Source organism: Streptomyces verrucosisporus, from assembly GCF_017114865.1.
GTDB lineage: Bacteria > Actinomycetota > Actinomycetes > Streptomycetales > Streptomycetaceae > Streptomyces > Streptomyces fenghuangensis.
Genome location: NZ_JADEYH010000036.1, coordinates 22,735 through 43,319 on the forward strand (window position 1 = coordinate 22,735; position 20,585 = coordinate 43,319).

General features: G+C 73.6%; 18 protein-coding genes and 1 pseudogene. 14 read left to right on the forward strand and 5 right to left on the reverse strand.

Annotated features, from left to right (window positions below; genetic code table 11):
- Positions 1–98 precede the first annotated feature (98 nt).
- From IQ279_RS25060 to IQ279_RS25070, 3 genes are all read left to right on the forward strand, one after another.
- Positions 99–1,259, forward strand: a complete 1,161-nt coding sequence (locus IQ279_RS25060) for a DUF6421 family protein (RefSeq protein ID WP_307792530.1) — start codon at positions 99–101, stop codon at positions 1,257–1,259.
- 139 nt (positions 1,260–1,398) lie between these two features.
- Positions 1,399–2,217 carry a DUF6202 family protein gene (locus IQ279_RS25065; RefSeq protein ID WP_206351594.1) on the forward strand — a complete coding sequence of 273 codons (819 nt, stop codon included), beginning with the start codon at positions 1,399–1,401 and terminating at the stop codon, positions 2,215–2,217.
- A 100-nt stretch (positions 2,218–2,317) separates the two neighbouring features.
- The gene (locus IQ279_RS25070; RefSeq protein ID WP_206351595.1) at positions 2,318–3,271 is read left to right on the forward strand and encodes a GNAT family N-acetyltransferase; all 954 of its coding nucleotides are present in this window, start codon (positions 2,318–2,320) and stop codon (positions 3,269–3,271) included.
- Between the two features lie 25 nt (positions 3,272–3,296).
- Here the strand turns inward: IQ279_RS25070 and IQ279_RS25075 are convergent, their stop codons facing one another.
- Together IQ279_RS25075 and IQ279_RS28715 are read right to left on the reverse strand one after the other, a co-directional pair.
- Positions 3,297–4,394: an aldo/keto reductase gene (locus IQ279_RS25075; RefSeq protein ID WP_206351596.1), complete on the reverse strand. Its 1,098-nt coding sequence runs from the start codon at positions 4,392–4,394 to the stop codon at positions 3,297–3,299.
- A gap of 73 nt (positions 4,395–4,467) precedes the next feature.
- On the reverse strand, positions 4,468–5,367 hold the full coding sequence (locus IQ279_RS28715) for an ATP-grasp domain-containing protein (RefSeq protein ID WP_206351597.1): 900 nt from the start codon (positions 5,365–5,367) through the stop codon (positions 4,468–4,470).
- Between the two features lie 281 nt (positions 5,368–5,648).
- Here IQ279_RS28715 and IQ279_RS25085 point away from each other — a divergent pair, with 281 nt between their 5' ends.
- The 7 genes from IQ279_RS25085 to IQ279_RS25115 all read left to right on the forward strand — a co-directional run bounded on the left by IQ279_RS25085 (position 5,649) and on the right by IQ279_RS25115 (position 15,812).
- Complete coding sequence (locus IQ279_RS25085) at positions 5,649–7,307, forward strand: AMP-binding protein (protein ID WP_206351598.1); 1,659 nt, start codon at positions 5,649–5,651, stop codon at positions 7,305–7,307.
- A complete protein-coding gene (locus IQ279_RS25090; protein ID WP_206351599.1) occupies positions 7,304–8,836 on the forward strand; it encodes an MFS transporter in 1,533 nt (510 codons plus the stop codon). Before IQ279_RS25085 ends, IQ279_RS25090 begins: the two co-directional genes overlap by 4 nt.
- A complete protein-coding gene (locus tag IQ279_RS25095) occupies positions 8,833–9,945 on the forward strand; it encodes an NAD(P)/FAD-dependent oxidoreductase (protein WP_206351600.1) in 1,113 nt (370 codons plus the stop codon). The genes IQ279_RS25090 and IQ279_RS25095 overlap by 4 nt, the downstream gene beginning before the upstream one ends.
- Before the next feature lie 55 nt (positions 9,946–10,000).
- A complete protein-coding gene (locus IQ279_RS25100) occupies positions 10,001–13,081 on the forward strand; it encodes a non-ribosomal peptide synthetase (RefSeq protein ID WP_206351601.1) in 3,081 nt (1,026 codons plus the stop codon).
- A 79-nt stretch (positions 13,082–13,160) separates the two neighbouring features.
- A complete protein-coding gene (locus IQ279_RS25105) occupies positions 13,161–14,144 on the forward strand; it encodes an aldo/keto reductase (protein WP_307792531.1) in 984 nt (327 codons plus the stop codon).
- Positions 14,141–14,860 carry a sulfotransferase-like domain-containing protein gene (locus IQ279_RS25110; protein WP_206351602.1) on the forward strand — a complete coding sequence of 240 codons (720 nt, stop codon included), beginning with the start codon at positions 14,141–14,143 and terminating at the stop codon, positions 14,858–14,860. The genes IQ279_RS25105 and IQ279_RS25110 overlap by 4 nt, the downstream gene beginning before the upstream one ends.
- 82 nt (positions 14,861–14,942) lie before the next feature.
- Positions 14,943–15,812, forward strand: coding sequence for a family 3 encapsulin nanocompartment shell protein (locus IQ279_RS25115; RefSeq protein WP_206351603.1), 870 nt, complete (start codon positions 14,943–14,945; stop codon positions 15,810–15,812).
- A 46-nt stretch (positions 15,813–15,858) separates the two neighbouring features.
- On the opposite strand, the gene IQ279_RS25120 is transcribed toward IQ279_RS25115, so the two are convergent.
- Positions 15,859–16,368, reverse strand: coding sequence for a TspO/MBR family protein (locus IQ279_RS25120; protein ID WP_206351604.1), 510 nt, complete (start codon positions 16,366–16,368; stop codon positions 15,859–15,861).
- Between the two features lie 244 nt (positions 16,369–16,612).
- Between IQ279_RS25120 and IQ279_RS25125 the strand changes: the two genes are divergently transcribed.
- From IQ279_RS25125 to IQ279_RS25135, 3 genes are all read left to right on the forward strand, one after another.
- Positions 16,613–16,837, forward strand: a complete 225-nt coding sequence (locus tag IQ279_RS25125; protein WP_206351605.1) for a hypothetical protein — start codon at positions 16,613–16,615, stop codon at positions 16,835–16,837.
- 121 nt (positions 16,838–16,958) lie between these two features.
- Positions 16,959–17,849 carry a universal stress protein gene (locus IQ279_RS25130; RefSeq protein ID WP_206351606.1) on the forward strand — a complete coding sequence of 297 codons (891 nt, stop codon included), beginning with the start codon at positions 16,959–16,961 and terminating at the stop codon, positions 17,847–17,849.
- Between the two features lie 211 nt (positions 17,850–18,060).
- Positions 18,061–18,486, forward strand: a complete 426-nt coding sequence (locus IQ279_RS25135; protein ID WP_206351607.1) for a CBS domain-containing protein — start codon at positions 18,061–18,063, stop codon at positions 18,484–18,486.
- 65 nt (positions 18,487–18,551) lie between these two features.
- On the opposite strand, the gene IQ279_RS25140 is transcribed toward IQ279_RS25135, so the two are convergent.
- Complete coding sequence (locus tag IQ279_RS25140; protein ID WP_307792532.1) at positions 18,552–19,301, reverse strand: YqjF family protein; 750 nt, start codon at positions 19,299–19,301, stop codon at positions 18,552–18,554.
- Between the two features lie 102 nt (positions 19,302–19,403).
- Between IQ279_RS25140 and IQ279_RS25145 the strand changes: the two genes are divergently transcribed.
- Entirely contained in the window at positions 19,404–19,934 is a 531-nt protein-coding gene (locus IQ279_RS25145) for a 2'-5' RNA ligase family protein (protein WP_206351608.1), read from the forward strand.
- A gap of 54 nt (positions 19,935–19,988) precedes the next feature.
- Here IQ279_RS25145 and IQ279_RS25150 read toward each other — a convergent pair.
- Positions 19,989–20,354 (reverse strand): annotated as a pseudogene (locus IQ279_RS25150) (VOC family protein); the annotation flags it as partial.
- Positions 20,355–20,585 lie beyond the last annotated feature (231 nt).

A 20,585-nucleotide genomic window follows, 5' to 3' on the forward strand; every position in this document is an offset into this window, starting at 1 on the left:
GTCGGCCGGACCGTCCCCCGGCCGGACCCCACCGGTCCGCCGCGGGAGTTCGATCAGCGACTCGTGCCGGCTTCGATCGCCGGCGCCCGGGAGGCTGTGTGAGGCACGACAGCGGCAGGAACGGAAAGAGCGGCGGGGATGTCCCGGAGGACGGGATGGAGGCGGTGTTCACGGAAGTGGACGCGATCCGCCGGGAGTTTCCGGACCGCTCGTCGTTCCGCGAGAGGGACACGCTCAAGATCCTGGCCGAACGGATCGAGGGATCCCCGGAACTGTCCCGCAGACCCGTGGTGCGGGCCTTCCTGGAGGACATCGGCTCCTTCGCCCCCGGCGACCGGCTGGACGCCGTCAAGGGGCACATCAACGGCCGCCGCGACAACCACGTCTTCTCCCTCTTCGACGCCTCCTACTTCCCGAAGCTGTCGCTGGACTACCTCACCTACGAGGAACTGCCCGCCGATCCCCACCTGGCCGAGCGCTACGCCAGTCCGACGGCCCCGGTCGTCATCACCGGGCGGTCGCAGGGCTTCACCTCGCGCGTGGTGGTGGCGCTCTTCCCCGAGAACCACATCGACGGCCTCCAGCGGCCGGACGACCTGATCTTCTACTTCATCGACAAGTTCGTCGAACGGCACAACCGCATCACCCGGAAGATGATCGGCGCGGTGATGGCCGAGGACAGCTTCCCGCGCATCCAGGGCGCGCCGGACGAGCGGATACGGCAGGCCTCGTCCTGGTGGGTGCGACTGCACGAATACCACCACCGGCAGGGCGACATGCCCATCCCCGAGTTCCTGTCGGCCAAGAAGTACAAGCCGCTGGCGGGTCTGGAGGAGCTGCGCGTGGACGTCTCCGCCATGCTGGCCCTGCTGAACGACCGCGCGCTGCCGCGCGAGGAGGCGCACACCGCCTACGAGTACATCCTGGCGGAGCGGCTGCTGCGCTACGCCGTGGAGGGCATCCCGCGCCCCAACTACGACGCCGTGGCGTCCCAGCTGCTCTTCGGCTATCTGAGCGAGCACGGAGGCATCCGTGTCAGGGACGGGGTGATCGGGCTCGGCGCGGCGGTCCCCACGGTCCTGGCCGAGTTCCTCGGCGAGATCCAGCGCATCGAGGCCGCGATCCACCGGGAGCCGGTGGAGGCCGTCCGGGGGCGGCTGCTGGAGTTCACCAACCGGTACACCGACTACGACCCGGTGGCCCGGGACTACCGGTACGTGCCGTTCTTCGCCGAGGTCAAGGAGCGGCTGGGCGTCTAGGCCGCTCCCGTCACCGGCCCCCGTACCCGGCCCGGCGGGGCCCTGCGGCGGGGCCCTGCGCCGTCCGTGTCCGAACGCCCCCTCCCGTGCACCACCCGTACCCCTGCGCACACCACCCGTCGGACCCCCTGGAGTGATCGTGACCACTGCCCCGGAGTTCTCGCCCGCCGACCGCGACACCCTCGACGAACGGATCGAGGAGGAGCTCGACAAGGCGCGCCTGCGGCGCGCGGACAACGGCTTCTTCGGCACGGCGCGGAGCGTCGAGGCCGTCAGCCCGCAGGCCGGACTCGCCGTCGCCGAGTGGTGGCGCGCGATGACCAAGGGATTCATGTTCACCACCCTGGCCGGGCTGGGTGTGATGGCCCGCTCCTTCGCCGGCGAGAACCCCTCCCGCGAGGTCCTGGGCGCCTTCCAGACGGTGTACCAGGTCATCGGCGACGACCTGGACAACGCCGCCCCGGAGTTCCGGGCAGTGGCGCCGCGCGGACCGGCCGGCATCCACTACGTGTGGTGGGAGGACACCGTCATCGCCCCGCTGCTGCCGCACGTGTCCGAGGAGGAGCGGCGGGCCGCCGCCGAACTCCCCGCCCCCGTGAAGGACCTGCTGGAGAACATGGACCGCCTGGCGGTCTCGCCGCTGGGAGCGGCGGTACAACTGCGGGTCGTGGAGACCATCGCCCTTGACATCGCGGTGGGCTTCCGCCGCATGTACGCCAAGGTCCTGGCCGGCGGCGAGCAGATCTTCACCGACAAGGAGCAGTTCGCCTGGATCGACGCCCACATCAAGGCGGAGACCGTCCACGCCCAGCAGGTCAGCGACGACGAGACCGGTATGACGAGCCTGGTCGACGACGGCGCGCGGGCGGCCGAGTTCGTGGAGCTGGTCACCGAGTACGCGGGCAACTGGTCCCGCGCGCTGGAGTGCTTCGGGGACCGCCTGGCCCGGCGGGCCTGAGCGCTCCGGAGAAAGACAGCGCGCCGTGCCGGTCCTCCCCGGCCGGGGAGGACCGGCACGGCGCCCGGCAGCAGCCAACCGTCCGGCCCGGGAGTGGTGCATGGAGATCGTGGACAGATACGGCCTGTCGCTCGCCCTGATCGAGCCGCACGAGCTGGCCGCCGAGCCCTGGACGGCGGGCGCGGGCGCGGGCGTGGACGTGGACGTGGTCAGGATGGAACGCCCGCCGGCCGGACTGTGGGACGAACTGGCCGGACGGGGCTTTCTGCGCAAGCCCGCCACCGTCACCTGGGTGGCCGAACTGGGCGGCGGTCAGGAGGAGTTCCTGGCCCGGCTGGACACCAAGGCGCGGCAGGACGTACGGCGCGCCTGCCGCCGGGCCCAGGCGGCCGGGCTGCGCGAGGTGGTCGAGGATCCGGTCTCGGAGCGGACCCTGGAGGCGTTCCTCGCCCTCTACCGGGAGCGTGTGGCCCGGATGCGCTTCGGCGTCCCCTTCGCCCTCGGGTACCGGGACGCCGTGCTGCACGGACCGGAGAAGTTCTGCGGGGTCTTCGCGTACGCCGGGGACGAGCTGGCCGGGGGCTGCCTGGTGCTGGAACTGCCCGAGAGGGACGCCGCGGTGGTGCGCTTCTCCGCGGTCAGCGCCGAATGGCGCAGGCACAGCCTCGCCCGCGCCCTGTACTTCTCCGCGATGCGCGTCGCGCGGGCCAAGGGCTGCACCCGGGTGACGCTGGGGAACGAGCCGAACCTGCTGGGCCACCTCACCCGGCCGGGCCTGTTCCACTTCAAGACCGGTATGGGCTTCACCGCCGTCCCCTCCCAGGAGTTCGGCGATCCGGACGGCCACGACGAGGCGGATCTGGTGCTCTCCCTGCGCACCCTGGGCGATCCCGCCCTCGTGCTGGCCTACGCCGGTCCCGGCGCGGCCCCGGAGCGTCCGCTGGCGGGGCGTCTGATCAGCGACTCCCCGGTTTCCACCGCGCCGTACCGGGCGCCGTTCCTGGCAGAGGTGACCCGGTCCGCCCCCCGGTCCGGGAGGCGGACCGGTGCCTGAGCCGACGCCTCCGCCGGGCTCGTCCCTAGGCCACCGGTACGGCGCGGGCGGCCACCCGGTCCGGTTCTCCGCCGAGCACGGACTCGCGCACCAGTGCGTTGATCTCGTGCGGCGTGCCGAGCGGTATCTCTCCCGCCTTGTCCAGGCGGCGCGTCTGCTCTTCGGTGAGCGCGATGTCGAGCGCCGCGAGGTAGTCCTCGAGCTGGGCGGTGCTGCGCGGGCCGATGACGGGGACGAGCGCGGTGGTGGAGCGCGCGGCGCGGGCCCGCAGCCAGGCGAGTGCGATCCGGGCGGGCGCGGTGCCCGCCTCGTCGGCCACCTCCCGTACGGCGTCGACGACGGCCGCGATCCGGTCGGTGTTGTTCCGGGGGTGGCGGCGGTTCTCGTCGCTGACCCAGCCGGTCTCGGTGCGGCGGTACTTGCCGGTCAGCAGCCCGCCGCCCAGCGGCGACCACAGGGCGGCCCCGAGGCCGAGCCCTTCGGCCATGGGCAGCAGTTCGCGCTCGGCGGTGCGGTTGAGCAGGTTGTACTCGGCCTGGATGCCGACGACCGGCGACCAGCCACGCAGTTCGGCGATGGTGACGGCGCGGGAGGTCCGCCAGGCGGGGAAGTTCGACAGCCCGGCGTAGAGGATCTTGCCGCTGCGCACCAGGTGGTCGACGGCGGCCAGGATCTCCTCGGTGGGGGTGAGGTCGTCGGGAAAGTGCGCCCAGTACAGGTCGATGTGATCGGTGTTCAGGCGGCGCAGGCTGCCCTCGACCGAGCGGATCATGTTCTTGCGGCTGTTGCCGGTGTCGGAGATCCCCGGGTTCCGGGAGTCTCCGCCGCTGTACTTCGAGGCCAGGACGAAGTGGTCGCGGTCGGCGGCGAGGAACTCGCCCAGCAGGCGCTCGGCCTGGCCGAAGTGGTAGCAGTCGGCGGTGTCGATCAGGGTGCCGCCGGCGGCGGCGAAGCGCTCGAAGATCCTGCGGGCCTCCTCCCGGTCGGCGCCGTCGCCCCGTCTGCTCCACATCAGGTCGGCGCCGCCTGCGTTCCCGCCGTAGGCGGCACCGAAGTTGGCGGTCCCCAGGGCGAATTCCGAGACCCGCAGCCCCGTGTTCCGTCCGAAGGTCGTGTAGCGCATGGTTCTCCCGGTGCTCGGTGTCGTACGGCCGGTGCTCCGGCCGGCGGCCGAAGCGGGGTTCGGCGGTCCGCCGTCAGGCGGAGGGGGCCTCCTGGACCTTCCGCTCCACCCAGTCGTAGACGCCGGCCAGCACCTGCCGGTGCTGTTCCGCGCCCAGGACGCTCAGAAAACCGGGAACGGGATTGACCTCGAGAATCATGTAACCGCCCTCGTGGGGAAGTACGTCCAACCCCGAGAGGGTCATTCCCAGGGCCCGGGTGGCACGGACCGACAGATCGACCAGCTCCTCCGGAGCGTCGATCCTCTCGAAACTCGCACCCTCCAGCGTCTTACAGCGCCAGGAACCGACCGGAGGGAGCTTGAGCATGTTTATCGGCGTGGTATTCCCTGCCACGCTGATGCGGTATTCACCGCCCTCCGTCGGATAGTACGGCTGACAGAGAACGGTGGAGAAACGCGCCAGCAGATCCTCAGCCACTTCTTTCTGCGAACCGAAATCATGGATGCGTTCGACATCCTGTCCCCGGTATCCGTAGGAGGGTTTGAGGATGATGTCTCCCCATTCCTCGAAGGCCGTCTCCACATCCGTGAGCGACACCGCCGAGCGCACCGGCGGGACAGGCAGTCCGGCCGCGGCCAGTTTCTGCGCCATGAGGAACTTGCTGTAGCCCGTCAGCCACACGTCCACAGGGTCGAACAGCATAGGACCTGGGACGTTGCTCAGCATGGCCAGCCGTTCGACCCGGTCGCGCCAGTCGTCCCCGTAGAGCTTCGAGCGGTTGATCACCGCTTCGAAGGAAGTGGCCGGCTCCCCCTTCAAAGTCAGTTCCACCCCTTCCGGTCCGGGGTGGTACGCGATTTCCTCGAGCGTGAAGAAGGAGGTGTCGTGACCGCGCTCCCGACCGTATTCCACCAGGCTCGTTCCATCGGGGTCGATCCCGGAATAGTCCCATCCGAGCAGGCCAATCTTCACGGTGCCTCCAGAGGCGCTCTCGTGCGCTGCGGACAGCGTCTGACGCACGGCGCAGCCTGACTCCGCCACTTCCCATCTGTCAAGGCATCAAATCCTCCGCCGCAGCGAAAGACCGTTGCTCCCCGATGGGCCGCCATGCCCACTCCTGTCGCTTTTGCGGCACGTTTACGTGAATTACACGGCCGCCGAAGAGGATGTTATTCGAAGGGGGTACCGCGATCCGTGTCCCGTACTCTAGGATCGGCGGTCGGATTCGTGCTCGAGTACGAGAGGGACCGCTTGTGGGCGACTGGGACACGCTGGTCGGGCCGAGACCCGAACAGGCCGCCGAGTACCGGGCCGCGGGCTGGTGGCGCGAGGAGACGTTCCTCGACGACCTCGACGAGGCGGCGCGCCTCAGGGGCGGACATCCCGCGATCATCGCCCACGAGGGCCGGGATCGCTCGCGCACCATCGACTACGCCGAGCTCCGGCGCCTGGTCGAGCGCTTCGCCGCCGCCCTGGCCGAACTCGGCGTGGGGCGCGGGGATGTGGTCGCCCTCTACCTGCCGAACCGCTGGATGCTCACCCCCCTGTACCTGGCGTGCCACCGCGTCGGCGCTGTCGGCTGCCCGGTCATCCCCGCGCTCGACGTGCGGGAGCTGTCGGACGTGCTCACCCGCAGCGAGGCGAAGGTCTGCGTGACCGCCGACCGCGTCGACGGGACGGACTACGGCGCCCGTCTGGCCGCGGCCGCGCCCGCCTCCCTGAAGCACCGGGTGGTCGTCGGCGACGCCGCCGCGACCGGCGCGGTCGACTTCGAGGACTTCTTCGTCCGCACGCCCTGGGAGGAGCGCCGCACCGTCCCGGAGGCCGGCCGGCTGGGGCCCGACGACCCGTCGCTGCTGCTGTACACCTCAGGCACCACCGGCCGGATGAAGGGCGTGGTGCACAGTCAGAACACCCTCCACGCGGCCGTGCTCGCGGTCTCCGTACCGCACCGGCTCACCGCGGACGACGTCATCTCCATCCCCAACTACGCCACCCACATGGCCGGGCTGACCTACGCCTGCTACATGCCGCTGCTGCTGCGCGCCACCTGCGTGATGCAGGAGGCGGGCCGCGACATGGAGCTGCTGCTGGACCTGCTGGCCGAGCACCGCGTCACCTGGGCGTACGTGCCGCCGGCGTTTCTGGTCTCGATGCTGGAGGCGCAGCGCGGGAAGCCGCGCGACACCTCCGGCGTGGTGCAGGTCGTCTCCGGATCGGCGCCGATCGCGCCCCAGCTGATCGCCGAGATGCGGGAGGTCTTCGGCGTCCCGGTGCGCGCCCTGTGGGGCATGACGGAGAACGGCGCGGTCACCGTGACCCGCGCGGACGACCCGGAGGGCTGGGCGGCGCACAGCGACGGGCGCCCCGAGCCGTCGATGGAGATACGCATCGACGCCGCGCCCGGCGACGACACCGGCCGGCTGCTGGTGCGCGGCGCCTCCCAGTGCCTGGGGTACCTCGGCCAGCGCGAGGTCTACCAGGCGTGCCTGGACGAGGAGGGCTGGTTCGACACCACCGACCTGGCCCGCGACGACGGGCGCGGCGGCATCCGCATCACCGGCCGCAGCGTCGACCAGATCACCCGGGCCAACGGCATGAAGGTCTCCACGCTGTACGTGGAGTCCGTGCTGGTGCGGCACCCCCTGGTGAAGGAGGTCGCGCTGGTGGGCTACCCGGACCCGAAGGTGCCCGGTGCGGAACTGGTGTGCGCCGTGGTGGTGCCGGGCGATGAGCCGCCCACCCTGAAGTCGCTGCACGCGCTGCTGGCCGAGGAGAGGGTGGCCCGGGCCCTGTGGCCGGACCGGGTGCAGTTCGTGTGGGAGCTGCCCAGGAACTCGCTGGGCAAAATCCTGCGCCACCCGCTGCGCCGCCGTCTGGAGATCGAGTACGAACGCGCCGCGCGCCGATGACGGCGGCGGCCCGGGCCGCGGCGGACGCCCAGGAGCGAGGGCGTGCCCCGCGACGGCGGTCGGCCGCGCTGGCGGTGATCTCCGCGGCGCAGCTGATGTTCCTGCTGGACGCCACCATCGTCAACGTCGCGCTGCCGAGCATCCGGCGCTCCCTGGGGCTGGACGGAGCGGGCCTGGAGTGGGTCGTCGCCTCGTACTCCATCGCCTTCGGCGGTCTGCTGATGCTGGGCGGGCGGGCCGGGGACATCCTGGGCCGGCGGCGGATGTTCGCGGCCGGGCTGGCGCTGTTCACCTGCGCCTCACTGCTGGGCGGCCTCGCCTCCCAGCCGTGGCTGCTGGTGGTGTGCCGCGCGGCGCAGGGCGCGGGCGCCGCCGCGGCCTCGCCCGCCGCGCTGTCACTGATCGCCGTGACGTTCCGCCAGGGTCCGGAGCGCGACCGGGCGATCGGCTGGTACACGGCCGTCGCCACGGCCGGCGGCGGCCTGGGCCTGCTGGCGGGCGGTGTGATCACCACCTGGCTGTCCTGGCGCTGGGTGATGCTCGTCAACGTGCCGATCGGGGTGGTGCTCCTGGCCCTCACCCGGCGGGTGCTGCCCGAAGCGCCCCGGCGGCACGGGGTGTTCGACGCCTCCGGCGCCGTCACCGGCACCCTGGCGGCGCTGCTGCTGGTGTACGGACTGGTCTCCGCCTCCTCCGGGCACGGCGGCTGGACGCGGGCGGAGGTGCTCGCCGCGCTGGGCGCCGCGACCGTGCTGCTGGCGGTCTTCGTGGCGGTCGAGCGGCGCGGGGCGCAGCCGCTGGTCCCGCTGCGGCTGTTCGCCGGCGGGCGGCGGGCCGGCGTCTACGCGGTGCTGGCGCTGACCAGCACCGCCATGTTCGGCGTCTTCTTCTTCCTCACCCTCTTCCTCAGCCGGGTGTGGGGGTACGACCCGCTGCGGATCGCGGTCGTCTACCTCCCGCTGACCTGCCTGCTGGTCGCCGGGGCCAGGATCGGTCCGCGTCTGGTGGCCCTGATGGGGGCCCGTGCGCTGGTCTGCTGCGGTCTGCTGACCGCGGCCGCCGGAATGGCGTGGCTGTCGCGCATCGGCGAGTCCGGCGGTTACGCCACCGGCATGCTCGCACCGACCGTGCTGGTCTACGCGGGGCTCGGCGTCACCGGCGTCCCCCTGACACTGGCCGCCCTGGCGGACGTCGCCGACGAGGACTCCGGCGCCGCGTCGGGCCTGCTCACCATGGCCCGGCAGATCGGTGGCGCGACGGGACTGGCCGTGCTCGGCGCCGTCGTCTGGGCGGCGGCCGGCGCCGCCGGGCACAGGGGGGCGGAGGCCTCGGACGCGGCGCTGTCCCAGGGGATCGCCCAGGGCTTCCTCGCGGCGGCCGCGGTCACCGCGCTGTCGCTGCTGCCGGCGGCCTTCGCCGTGCCGGGGAAGGCCACCGCGGACGTCTCGAACGGCATGCGCCTCTCGGCCACCGAGGCCGCCGGGAGCACCGGGAACGCCGGGCAGAAGACCGGACCGGACGAGGGGTGAGCGGTGTGGACGACTTCCTGGTGGTCGGCGGCGGCATCGCGGGCGCCGCGGCCGGCTGGTTCCTGGCCCGGCACGGCCGGGTGACGCTGCTGGAGGCCGAGCACGTCCCGGGCGCGCACTCGACCGGGCGGTCCGCCGCGGTGTTCTCCGAGTACTACGGCGGCCCGGTGGTGCGGGCCCTGACCGCGGCCGGCCGCGCTTTCTACACCGATCCTCCCGAGGGCTTCTCCCCCACCGCCCTGCTGCGTCCGCGCGGCGTCCTGGCCCTGGAGACCCCGGGGAGCTCCGGTCTGTTCGAACAGGCACTGGCCGAGGGGGCGGACGCTCCCGAACCGGCCGTCGAGATCGACCGGGCCCGCGCCGTGGAGCTGTGCCCGGTGCTGCGTCCGGACTCCTTCGGCCGCGCCCTGTACCGGCCGGGGGTGTGCGACATCGACGTGGACGCCGTCCACCAGGGTTTCCTGCGCGGTCTGCGCGCGGCGGGCGGGACCGTCGTGACCGGGGCCCGGGTCCGCTCCCTGCGACGGCGGCGCGACCGCTGGTACGCGGCCACGCCGGCCGGGGAGTTCCGCGCCGCGGCCGTGGTCGACGCGGCCGGGGCCTGGGCCGACGAGGTGGCCCGGCTGGCGGGCGCGGCGCCGGCCGGGCTGGTGCCGCGCCGCCGTACCGCCGCCGTCGCCGGACTGCCGCCCGGTCTCGACGCGTCCGGCTGGCCGATGGTCTGCGACGTGGCGGACACCTTCTACGCCAGACCGGAGTCGGGCGGGCTGCTGCTGTCCCCGGTGGACGCGGTCCCGGCCCCGCCCGGCGACGTACGTCCCGACGACCTCGACGTGGCCGTCGCCGTCCACCGCTTCGAGGCGGTGGCCGCCCTCCGCGTCCGGCACATAAGACACGCCTGGGCCGGGCTGCGGACCTCGCCCCGCGACGACGTGCCCGTCATCGGCCCGGACCCCGGCGCACCCGGCTTCCACTGGCTCGCCGGACTGGGCGGATACGGAATCCAGACAGCTCCCGCGGCGGGCGCCCTGCTCGCCGCCCTCGCCGTGGGGGACGGGCCGCCACCCGCGCTCGCCCCCCTGGTCCCGGACCTTACCCCCCGTCCGTGACCCGCGCGGCTCCCCTTCAGCGCGCCGTCCCGTCACCAGCAGGGAGTGCACAGATATGTCGACAGACGCGTCGGACGACCTCCGGCTTTCCGCCGGCGGCAGCGTCGACCACGGCCCCTACCGTCCCGTGACCGCGCTCATCGAGGAACAGACCGACCGGACCCCCGACCGCCCCGCCCTGGTCTGGCGGGGGACGCGGGAGGAGAGGACCCTGACGTACGCGGAGTTCGACGCGCTCGCCAACGGGCTCGCCGCGCGGTTGTCGGCGGCCGGCGCGGGCCCCGGCTCGGTGGTACCCGTGGTGGTGGGCAACAGCGTCGAACTCCCCCTGTGCGTGGTGGCGCTGATGAAGACCGGTGCGGCGTTCGCACTGTGCGACCCGGTGTGGCCGGAGGAGCGGCTGCGCTCGGTGCTGCGGACGCTGGACGCGCCGCTCGTCCTGACCTCCGGGCCGCCGGTGTGCGCCGGCCGGCCGGCGACGGTCGTGCGCGCGGCCGGGATCACGCCGAGCACCGAGCGTCCCGGCGTCCTGCCCGGCCCCGGCGACACCGCCTACGGGGTGTTCACCTCCGGCACGACCGGTGCCCCCAAATGCGCCCTCAACCTGCACGGCGGCCTGGCCAACCGGTTCCGCTTCATGAGCCGCCGCCTCCGCGCCACCGGAGGGGAGGTGGTGCTCCAGAACAGCCGCCACACCTTCGACTCCGCCATCTGGCAGCTGCTGTGGCCGCTGACCACCGGCGGGCGGACGGTCGTCCCCGAGCAGGGCGAGTTCCTCGACCTGGAGCGGACGGTGGAGACCATCGACCGCCACCGGGTCACGGTCACCGACTTCGTCCCGGCGATCCTGGGCATGCTGGTGGCCCTGCTGGAGTCCGACCCCGCGGCCGTGCGCCGGGTCTCCTCCCTGCGGCATCTGGTGGTCGGCGGCGAGGAGATCGTGCCGCGCGCCGTCCACCGGCTGCGGGAGATGGTCCCCGGCCTGGAGGTCTACAACGGCTACGGGCCCTCGGAGACCGCCATCGGCATGGTCTTCCACCGCGTCCGGGGCGACGAGGGCGATCACATACCGCTCGGGCGGCCCATCGACAACTGCCACGCCCTCGTCGTCGACGACGCGCTGCGGCCCCTGCCCGCGGGCGCCACCGGCGAGATCCTGGTCGGCGGCGCCTGCGTGGGGGCGGGCTACCTGGGCGATCAGGAGCGTACCGAGCGGGCGTTCGTGCCCAATCCCTTCCCCTCGGTCGCCGGCGAGCGGCTGTACCGCACCGGTGATCTGGGCTGGTACGACGAGCGGGGGCTGCTGCGCTTCGCCGGGCGGCGCGACCGGCAGGCCAAGGTGGACGGCGTCCGCGTCGAGCCGGCCGAGATCGAGAACGCCGCCGAGGGCTGCCGCGGTGTCGTCCAGGCCAAGGCCATGACGGTGCGCCGGGCCGGGCGCACCCGGCTGGTGGTCGCGGCGGCGGCCGAGCCGGGCGTCACTCCGGCGGCGCTCCGCGCCCATCTGGCGTCCGTGCTGCCCCGCATCCAGGTACCGCGCCACTGCTTCGTGCTCCAGGCCCTGCCGCTGACGGACAACGGCAAGGTGGATCTGCGCGCGCTGCGCGCGATCGTGGAGGACAAGCTGGAGTCCGAGGCGAGACCGGCCGTGCGCGGGCCGTCGGGCGCGCGGTCCCCCGCCCAGCACATCGCGCATGTGATGGGCTCGGTGCTCGGACTGCCCGACTTCCGGGCCGGCGACGACTTCCTGGCGCGCGGCGGCGACTCACTGTCCGCCATGAGCGCGACGCTGCGCATCCGGGAGGCCGTGGGCGTCTGTGTGAGCCTGTCCGACGTCTACGAGCACCGCACGCCCGAGCGGCTCGCGGCGGTCCTGCACACATCCGGCGCGCACGGCGGCGAAGGGCCCGGGGCGCCCGCCGTGGACGAGGAGCGCTCGATGGAGCTCGACGCCCGGCTTCCGGCGGATCTGACCCGCCTGGCCCGCCGGGCGGCGGGAGCGGTCCCGGCCGTACCGCCACGCACCGTCCTGGTCACCGGGGCCACCGGCTTCGTCGGGGCCCGGACCGTGCACCGGCTGGTGACCTCGACCGGGGCGCGCGCGGTGTGCCTGGTGCGCGCCCGTGACGACGCGCACGCCCGGGAGCGGCTGGCGCGCACCCTGCGTTCGCAGGGGCTGTGGGACGCGGACGTCGCCGTGCGCGTCGAGGCCCGCCGGGGAGATCTGGAGCGGCCCCGCTTCGGCTGGCCGCGCCCGCGGTGGGAGTCCCTCACCGCCGGGTGCGACGCCGTGCTGCACATCGGAGGGCTGGTCAACTTCCTGCTGGACTACCGCTCCCACCGCCCTGCCAATGTCACCGGCACGGCCGAGGTGCTGCGTTTCGCCCTGTCGGGGCGGCCCAAGCCGCTGCACCACATCTCCACCCTCGGCGTTCTGGACCGGCACGCGGCCGGTGCGGCGGAGCCGGTGGGCGAGGACTTCGACCCCCGCGACGCGGCCCTGCCCGCCAGCGGCTACAGCCGGTCCAAGTGGGTGGCCGAGCGCATGGTGCTCGCGGCGCGGCGGCTGGGCGCCCCGGTGGTGGTGCACCGGCTGGGCGAGGTGATGCCGGCGGCCGACAACGGCGTGCCCAATCCCGCGGCGCTCACCCACCTGCTGCTGTCGGCCTTCCTCCAGCTGGGCCTGCGGCCCGGCGTGCCGATGGTCTCCGACTACACCCCCGTGGACGAGACGGCCGCCCGGCTGGTCGCCGCGCTGACCGAGCCGCCGCCCGGGCCGCCCGGCCACGGCGTGTACCACGTCTTCCGCCCCGGCGGTGTGGACTTCGCCGCGCTCGACCTGGCCGCTCCCGGCGGTGCGCGCACCCTGCGCACGGTGCCGGCGGAGGAGTTCGCGGCGGCGCTGCGGGAGGCGGCGGACGGCGACAGGGAATCGGCCGCGGCCGTGCTGCACGCCCTGCTGACGGCCCTGCCGTCGGCCGCGCCCGGCCGGCCGCCGGACTTCCGGCACCTGCTGTCGGACAATCCGGGCCTGTTCACCAGGAAGGCGTGCGCCGCCCTGGATACCCGGCACGGTCTGCGCGAGGGGCCGCTGGAGGCGGCGGTCGCCGCCTACAGCGCCACACTCACCTCCTGAACGGCGCGCCGGGCGACCGGACGAACCGAGAGCACACCCGAACCCGAGAGTTCCGAGAGAACGAACCGAAAGGACGACAGTGCACTACCGAAGCATGGGCCGGCTCGGCTGGGACGTCAGCGAGATCGGCTACGGCATGTGGGGCATCGGAGGCGGCCCCGGCGGCTTCACCGGCTGGGACTACGACACGGCGCCGGACTGCCTGGACCTGGCGGTCGAGCTGGGCTGCACGTTCTTCGACACCGCCTGGGTCTACGGCCGCGGTGTCAGCGAGCGGATGCTGGGCGACCTGCTGCGCAGGCACCCCGGACGCCGGCTGTACGTCGCCACCAAGGTCCCGCCGCTGAACCGGCAGTGGCCGCCGCGCCCGGACGACACCCTCGACGACGTCTTCCCGCCCGGCCATGTGCGCGAGTACGTCCACCGCAGCCTGGAGAACCTCGGTACCGACCGCATCGACCTGCTGCAGTTCCACGTCTGGGAGGACCGGTGGAGCGATGACGAGCGCTGGCAGCGGGTGATCTCCGACCTCAAGGCCGAGGGTGTGATCGAGGGCTTCGGCCTCAGCGTCAACCGCTGGGAGCCGGAGAACTGCCTGCGGGCGATCGACACCGGCCTGGTCGACGTCGTCCAGGTCATCTACAACATCTTCGACCAGGCTCCCGAGGACGAACTGTTCGAGCGCGCGCTGCTCGACGACATCGGCATCATCGCCCGCGTCCCCTTCGACGAGGGCGGTCTCACCGGAAGGCTCACCCGCGACACCGTCTTCCCCGAGGACGACTGGCGGGCGGTCTACTTCGGCCCCGACAACCTGGGCCCGACGGTCGAACGCGCCGAGCGGCTGAAGAAGGTGCTGCCCGAGGGCATGACACTGCCCGAGCTGTCGCTGCGTTTCATCCTCCACCACCCGGCCGTCGGCACCGTCATCCCCGGCATGCGCAGGCCGGAGCACGTCCACGCCAACCTGGCCGTCTCCGACGGCCGGCGGCTGGACCGCCCCATGCTGGACGAGCTGCGCGGCCACCGCTGGGACCGCCGCCCGACGGAGTGGTCGATGTGAGCGTCATAGCCATGTGGGCGCACCCCCGGGCGGTCTCCACCGCCTTCCTGCGCATGATGGCCGAACGCGGGGACGTGACCGTGGTGCACGAGCCGCTGGTGCTGCTCACCGACCACGGTGAGGTGTCCGTGCCCGGCCCGGACGGGGGCACGGCCGTGCTCCGCTCCCCCGGCGATCTGCTGGCCCACCTCGCGGCGCTGGGCCGGGAGCGGCCGGTGTTCTTCAAGGACACCCTGGAGTACCACTACCAGCACCTGTTCGACCACCCGGAGCGGATCGCGGGCTTCCGGCACACCTTCATCGTCCGCGACCCGGCACGCGCCATCGCCTCGCACCACGCGGTCAAACCCGAGGTGACCTGCTCCGAGATCGGCTACGAGCACCAGTGGGACCTGTTCGAGCTCGCCTGGAGGACCACCGGCGAGCGCCCGGTGGTGGTCCGCGCCGAACGGCTGCTGGCCGATCCGGCGGGGGTGGTCTCGGCTTACTGCGAGCGGGTCGGACTGCCCTACGTCCCCGAGGCCCTGAGCTGGCGGCCGGGCGAGCGCGCCGAGTGGCGGCCGAACCGGCGCTGGCACCTGGACGTCATGGCCAGCTCGGCCTTCCGGGCGCCGGAGCGGGAGTACGCCGTCACCGTCGACAACGACGAACGGCTGCGCTCCTTCCACGAACACCATCTGCCGTACTACGAGCGGCTGATCGAGCACGCACTGTGAGACGGCCTGCGACACCCCCCGTGACATGCCCTGTGACACGCCCCGTGAGACCCGCGGGCCCAGTACCAGGAGGGACCGGACCATGAACGCCACCGCGACCGCCACCGAACAGGGCGGCCCACCGCCGGCCGCGACCGCACCGGCCGCCGCGCCCTCACCGGGCGAGGAGTTCGCCCGGGCCTTCGTCCAGTCGCCGGACAGGGCCGAGGTCCACTTCGGCTTCACCGTCACCGACTCCTTCCAGCCGGGGAAGGAGAGGCACCGGCTGACGGCCCGCCACCTGTTCCGCAGGCAGCGGGCCGGCTCCGGTGCGGTGCGCACCTGGTTCGAGACCAGACCGCCCGGGGAGGCGCCGGCCCGCGAGGGCCGGCTGCGCGAGGACTCGTTCCTGTTCGCCCCGGCCGACCACCACGTCGCACCGATCACCGCCTGGGTGCGGATCCCCGACGGGCTCGCCGGGGACCCGGCGGCCCTGGCCGCCTTCGTGGACCGGCGGCTGATGGTCCGGCTGGGCACCGCGGAGAACCGGGCGCTCACCCATGACGTGCTGCGCCATCCGGACGTGGCGCCCCTGCCCTACCGGGGCTCGTACGCCGCCGGCCTGCTCGCCGCCTTCGACGAGATAGAGCAGACCGGCGGGACCGGGCACGCGGTGATGGTCAACCCCCGCGACTACTACGGGCAGCTGGTCGGCTCCGGCAGCCTGCTGGCCGACCTGGCCCGCGAGGGCGTCATGGTCTGCCGCCACCGGCAGGTCGCGCCCGGCTGCGCGCTGGTCGGGGACTTCGCCATGGCCGCCGTGCTCCTGGACGCCGAGCACTCGGTGATCAAGGTCGCCGAGCCGCCGCCGGGGACCTTCGACGAGCCCGGGGGCACGGCGGTGTGCGCGGTGGTCCACGAGTCCGTCGCCGTCCAGCTACCGACCCACTTCTTCCACGTGGTGCCGGGCTGACCGGTGCCGGTGCGGGCGCCGACGGGCCGGCGCCCGCACCGGGCCGTCAGGTCTGCGCCAGCCAGATGCTCAGGTTGAGCGCGGCGGCGAAGGCCGTCCACAGCAGATAGGGCACCAGCAGGTATCCCGCCGCCGGGCGGACGCGGTGGAACGCCACCGCCGTCGCACCGGCGGCGGCGAGCAGCAGACAGATGTCGGCGAAGGCGAGCCCGTACTGGCGGGCGCCGAAGAACAGCGGGGTCCACGCCGCGTTGAGCAGCAGCTGGACGCCCCACAGCCCCAGCTCGGTGCGGGCCCGCGGCCCCCTGGCACGCCAGACCAGCCAGGCGCTGAGACCGATGAGCGCGTAGAGGACCGTCCACACGGGGCCGAAGAGCCAGGACGGCGGCGCCCAGACGGGGCGGTCCAGGGACTGGTAGACCCTGCCGGAGTCCGCGGCGGCGAGGGCCCCCACCGCCGCGGCGGCGTAGGCGAGAGCGGTGAACAGCGCCAGGGACGGCCAGGACGCCCGTTCCCGCGTCGCGGTCCTGCTCCGGGATGCGCGGTGTGCCGGCATGCGGTCCTCCTCACGGGTCGTCCGCTCCCTCCGGCACCGCCTACCCCCTCGGTGCCGCTTCACCGGACCGGCTCAGCGGCCCGGCCGGAGTCATCCGCCGGCGCGCGGGCCGGAGCAGACTGGAAGAGGATGGCCGAAGGAGACGGCCGCGGGCCGGCCGGCGCCCCGGGAGACCCGCGCCGGCCCGGACGCCGGCGGCCGGCCGCAGAACGATCCTCGGGGCCGATGGACGAAAGGTGCCGACATGACCGCGAACAGCCCGTACGAGCAGCCCCCGGGTCACGGCCCGCAGAGCTCGCAGGAGGCTCGGGTGGAGGTGCTGGAGACGCAGGTGCAGGCACTGGCCGAGGCCGTCCGGGCACTGGCCCGGAGCCTGGAGCAGCCCCCCTCCCAGGACACGGCGCTGCCCGAGGAGGCGGCCCGCGGGGCCAGGCTGGCGCACGAGATCCTGCTGGCCCAGGGCCTGTAGACAACGGCCTTCGGCCGCTTGCGGCCCGCCCGCCCGGCGGGCGCGACCGGCGGGCGCGACCGGCGGGGCGCTGACAGACTGGGGAGACGAGGGGGGGCGAGAGACTACCCCGGAGGCGGCTATGGCGAGTTCACAGGGGCGTCGGCCGATCGTGGTGGGCGTGGACCCCGACCCCTCCCGGCGGGCAGCCCTCGCCTGGGCCGCGGACGAGGCCGCCCGGCGGGGCCTGCCGCTGCGCGTGGTGCACGCCCAGGGCGTGCCGACCGGCGGTTACTGGTCGTCGGAGCTGCGGCCGTCCTGGGAGCAGTGGAACGAGGCGCTGCACGAGGCCGGCGAGCGGGTGCTGGAGGACGCGGTCGCCTTCGCCGGGGAGCGGCAACCGCGGGTGGAGGTCTCCTGGCTGCTGGCTGAGGGGCATCCCGCCTGGGTGCTGCGCGAGGAGTCGCGGAACGCGGCGATGGCCGTGGTGGGTTCCTGGCACCTGTCCTCCGCGCAGGAACTGTTCGGCTCCACCGCGGTGGGCCTGCCGCTCACCGCCCACGCCACGTGCCCGGTGGTGGTCCTGCGGGAGCCGGAGCACGTCACCCGGCAGCCGCCGTACCTCGTGGTGGGCGTCGACGGCAGTCCGGACTCCGCCGCGGCCGTCGACTTCGCCTTCGAGGAGGCATCACTGCGCGGCGCGGCGCTGCGGGCGCTGTACGTGTGGCATCCGCCGCTGCTGGGCTCACTGGACGAGAACGCGGCCGAGCAGGAGGCCCGCCGGCTGCTGTCGGAGTCGGTCGCGGGCCGCACCGCCGCGCATCCGGAGGTGGATCTGCGGCACGAGTTCGTACAGGGCCACCCAGTGCAGGTCCTGGCCGAGGCGTCCGAGCAGGCTCTCGGCCTGGTCGTGGGCACCCGGGGGCGCGGGGGTTTCACCGGGATGCTGCTGGGCTCGGTGAGCCAGGGCGTGCTCCACCACGCGCGCTGCCCGGTCTTCACCGTCCCCGCCGCGGGCGGGCGCACCGCCTGACGCGGCGCTTCGCCGTCCGGATGCGGGACTCGGTGGAACGGACCAGAATGGAGTACCGGTCCGGGTGTCCGAGGAGGCCGGGGCGCCCAGGCGCCCGGGCCTTACCCCGAAGCCGGGCCCACCGCGTTCGCCGGATCGGCCGAACCCGCCGAGCCCGCCGGGTCCACAGCGTTCACCTCATTCACCGCATTTCCGATGCGAGGAGACTGCCATGACCACTGCCCGGGACATCATGCACACCGGCGCGGAGTGCGTCGGGGAGCACGAGACTCTGGACGCCGCGGCACGGCGCATGCGCGACCTCGACGTGGGCGCGCTGCCGATATGCGGCGACGACGACAAGCTGCACGGGATCATCACCGACCGCGACATCGTGGTGAAGTGCCTGGCCACCGGGAGCGATCCGGCCAGGATGACCGCCGGTGAGCTGGCCCAGGGACGGACGTTCACGGTGACCGCCGACACGGACGTCGAGAAGGTGCTGGACACCATGGAGAAGCACCAGATCCGCCGGGTGCCGATCATCGACGAGCAGAAGCGGCTGGTCGGCATGGTCAGCGAGGCCGACCTGGCGCGCAGCCTCCCCGAGGCCGAGGTCGGCCGGTTCGTCGAGGCCGTGGTGGCCAAGCAGACCTGACCGCCGCTCCCGCGGGGCCGGGCCCCGGTCCCGCGGGAGCGGCGGGGCGCGTCAGCGCACGTCCGTCAGGGGCGGGCCGAAGCGGACGTCCACGCGCGGCGCGTACAGCACGCTGACGGGGGCCCCTCCGGGGCGGGCAGCCCGCAGGCGGTGACGAGGTCCTCCTCGCACTCCAGGAGCTCGGCGCGGTGCAGGGGCCAGGTCTCGTGGACGTTGGGCAGGTACACCGTCCTGCCGCCGTACCAGGCCGTGTGCAGCCCCCAGCGGGCCGTAAGGAAGTGCTCCAGGGCGGTGGGCCCGGCGATCCGCTCCCCCACCCGCACCCGGATCCGGGTGGCCGGACGGCCCCGGCCGCGCGGCCCGATCCTGGCGCTGGTCCACAGCAGGTCGCGGTCGTGCCCGGCGCGGCGGCGCATGGAGGCCCATCGGTACGGAAGGCGCAGCGCGGCCCGCGCCCCGAGCACCGGCAGCAGCCGCGCGCACTCCAGCGTCAGGAACACCACCCCGCGCCGCCCCCGCCGGTCCACGCCGTACACGCGCACGTTGGTCTCCGGGAAGCTTCCCAGGTACGGCAGTCCCGGCCCGCGGCCGAAGCCCAGACCGTGCATCCGGAAGGGCACCAGCCCCACGTGGGTGGTGCCCTCGTGGACGTCGGGACGGACCCCGGCGGGCAGCAGCGGGGCGACCGCCGCCGGTGCCACCGGCCAGTGCAGGAAGGTCACGTCGCGCCAGGACTGCGTCAGCAGTGCCCGCCCGACCGGACGCGGGCCGACCGCCGTGACGGGCTCGGCGGGCCCGTCTCCCCACTGGCTCATGGGCGCTTCCCCTCACTCCCGGCCGTCCGTGCAGGCCGCGCACACCGTGCGGTCCACCGCACAGTACTGCGCCGGCCCAGGCCTGGCCGTAGGCTGGCCCGTGTGCGCACCGTGGAGTTGCTTCCGGACGGCTCGGGCGACCTGGCCGTGTGCCGGGCGTGGCGCCATCTGGCCGCGGCGGGGATGCCCAGCCAGGAGGCGCACACTCATCCGACCAACCGCCCCCACCTCACCCTGGCCGCCGCCGGCGCGCTCCCGGACGCGGCGCGCGAGAAGGTGACCGAGGCCCTGGCCGCCCTGCCGCTGGGGCTGTGCCTGGACGGGCTGCTGCGTTTCGCGGGCCGCACCCACGTCCTGGCCTGGGCGGTGCGGCCGGATCCGGAGCTGCTGCGGCTGCATGCGGCGATCTGGCGGGCGCTGGCCGCCTCACCGGAGACCGGCGGGACGAACCCGTTGCACGCCCCCGGCCGCTGGGTCCCGCACATCACCCTCGGACGCAGCCGCCGCCCGGCCTGGGACCGGCCGGACGCGGAGCTGCTGCCCGCCGGTCTGCGGGGGCCGGTGCGGGGCCGTCTGACCGGTGCCCGCAGCTACGACTCGGCCGCCCGCACCACCGAGGTCCTCGCACCGTAGGGGCGCGTCCGGGCCGCGCCGTCCGTCAGCCGGCGGTGCGGCCCTCCCGGCCACCAGCGCGAAGGTGTGCCCGGCCGGATCGGAGTACAGGCGCACGTCGCGCGGGCCGCCGTTGTCCTTGGTGCCGACCGGGCGCGCCCCGTGCCCGACCGCCTCGCGTTCGGCCTCGTCCATGCCGTCCCGCGGGACCAGGATGTGCAGGTGCGCCTGGAGCGAGTCGTCCGGGCGGGGCCGGCTCGGCGGCGTGAAGCCGTGATCGCGCCGCATCGCCAGGCGGATCCCCTCCCCACCGGTCACCTCGATGAAGTCCGGGTCCACGCCCCGGCGCGCCTCGGCGCCCATGAGGTTCGCGTAGAACTCCGCCGGCGCCTCGGGTTCGGCGCAGTCCAGCACCAGCACGCTCGTCTTCTGCACGGGCACGGGTCACCACCACGGGTCGTCGACGGCCGTCCGCCGTCCGTCGGGGCCCGTATACCGTTCCTAAACAGTGTCCAGGAGTGGCATCTGATGCCGGCTCCCGGAACTGCGCGCACCCCGAACGGTGTTGGATGCGCTGGGTTCCCGCGTTCGCTGTTCCCCGGTCCGGCGACGTGCATCGTGTGCACGCTCCGTGACGGGTGGGCGGGTTCCTTCACGCCCCCGGCCACCACC

Bases quoted from the DNA above. Each gene is read 5' to 3' on its own strand.
- IQ279_RS25070 (WP_206351595.1), top strand. From the start codon at position 2,318: ATGGAGATCGTGGACAGATACGGCCTGTCGCTCGCCCTGATCGAGCCG.
- IQ279_RS25075 (WP_206351596.1), bottom strand. From the start codon at position 4,394: ATGCGCTACACGACCTTCGGACGGAACACGGGGCTGCGGGTCTCGGAA.
- IQ279_RS25090 (WP_206351599.1), top strand. From the start codon at position 7,304: ATGACGGCGGCGGCCCGGGCCGCGGCGGACGCCCAGGAGCGAGGGCGT.
- IQ279_RS25100 (WP_206351601.1), top strand. From the start codon at position 10,001: ATGTCGACAGACGCGTCGGACGACCTCCGGCTTTCCGCCGGCGGCAGC.
- IQ279_RS25115 (WP_206351603.1), top strand. From the start codon at position 14,943: ATGAACGCCACCGCGACCGCCACCGAACAGGGCGGCCCACCGCCGGCC.
- IQ279_RS25120 (WP_206351604.1), bottom strand. From the start codon at position 16,368: ATGCCGGCACACCGCGCATCCCGGAGCAGGACCGCGACGCGGGAACGG.
- IQ279_RS25125 (WP_206351605.1), top strand. From the start codon at position 16,613: ATGACCGCGAACAGCCCGTACGAGCAGCCCCCGGGTCACGGCCCGCAG.
- IQ279_RS25130 (WP_206351606.1), top strand. From the start codon at position 16,959: ATGGCGAGTTCACAGGGGCGTCGGCCGATCGTGGTGGGCGTGGACCCC.
- IQ279_RS25135 (WP_206351607.1), top strand. From the start codon at position 18,061: ATGACCACTGCCCGGGACATCATGCACACCGGCGCGGAGTGCGTCGGG.
- IQ279_RS25140 (WP_307792532.1), bottom strand. From the start codon at position 19,301: ATGAGCCAGTGGGGAGACGGGCCCGCCGAGCCCGTCACGGCGGTCGGC.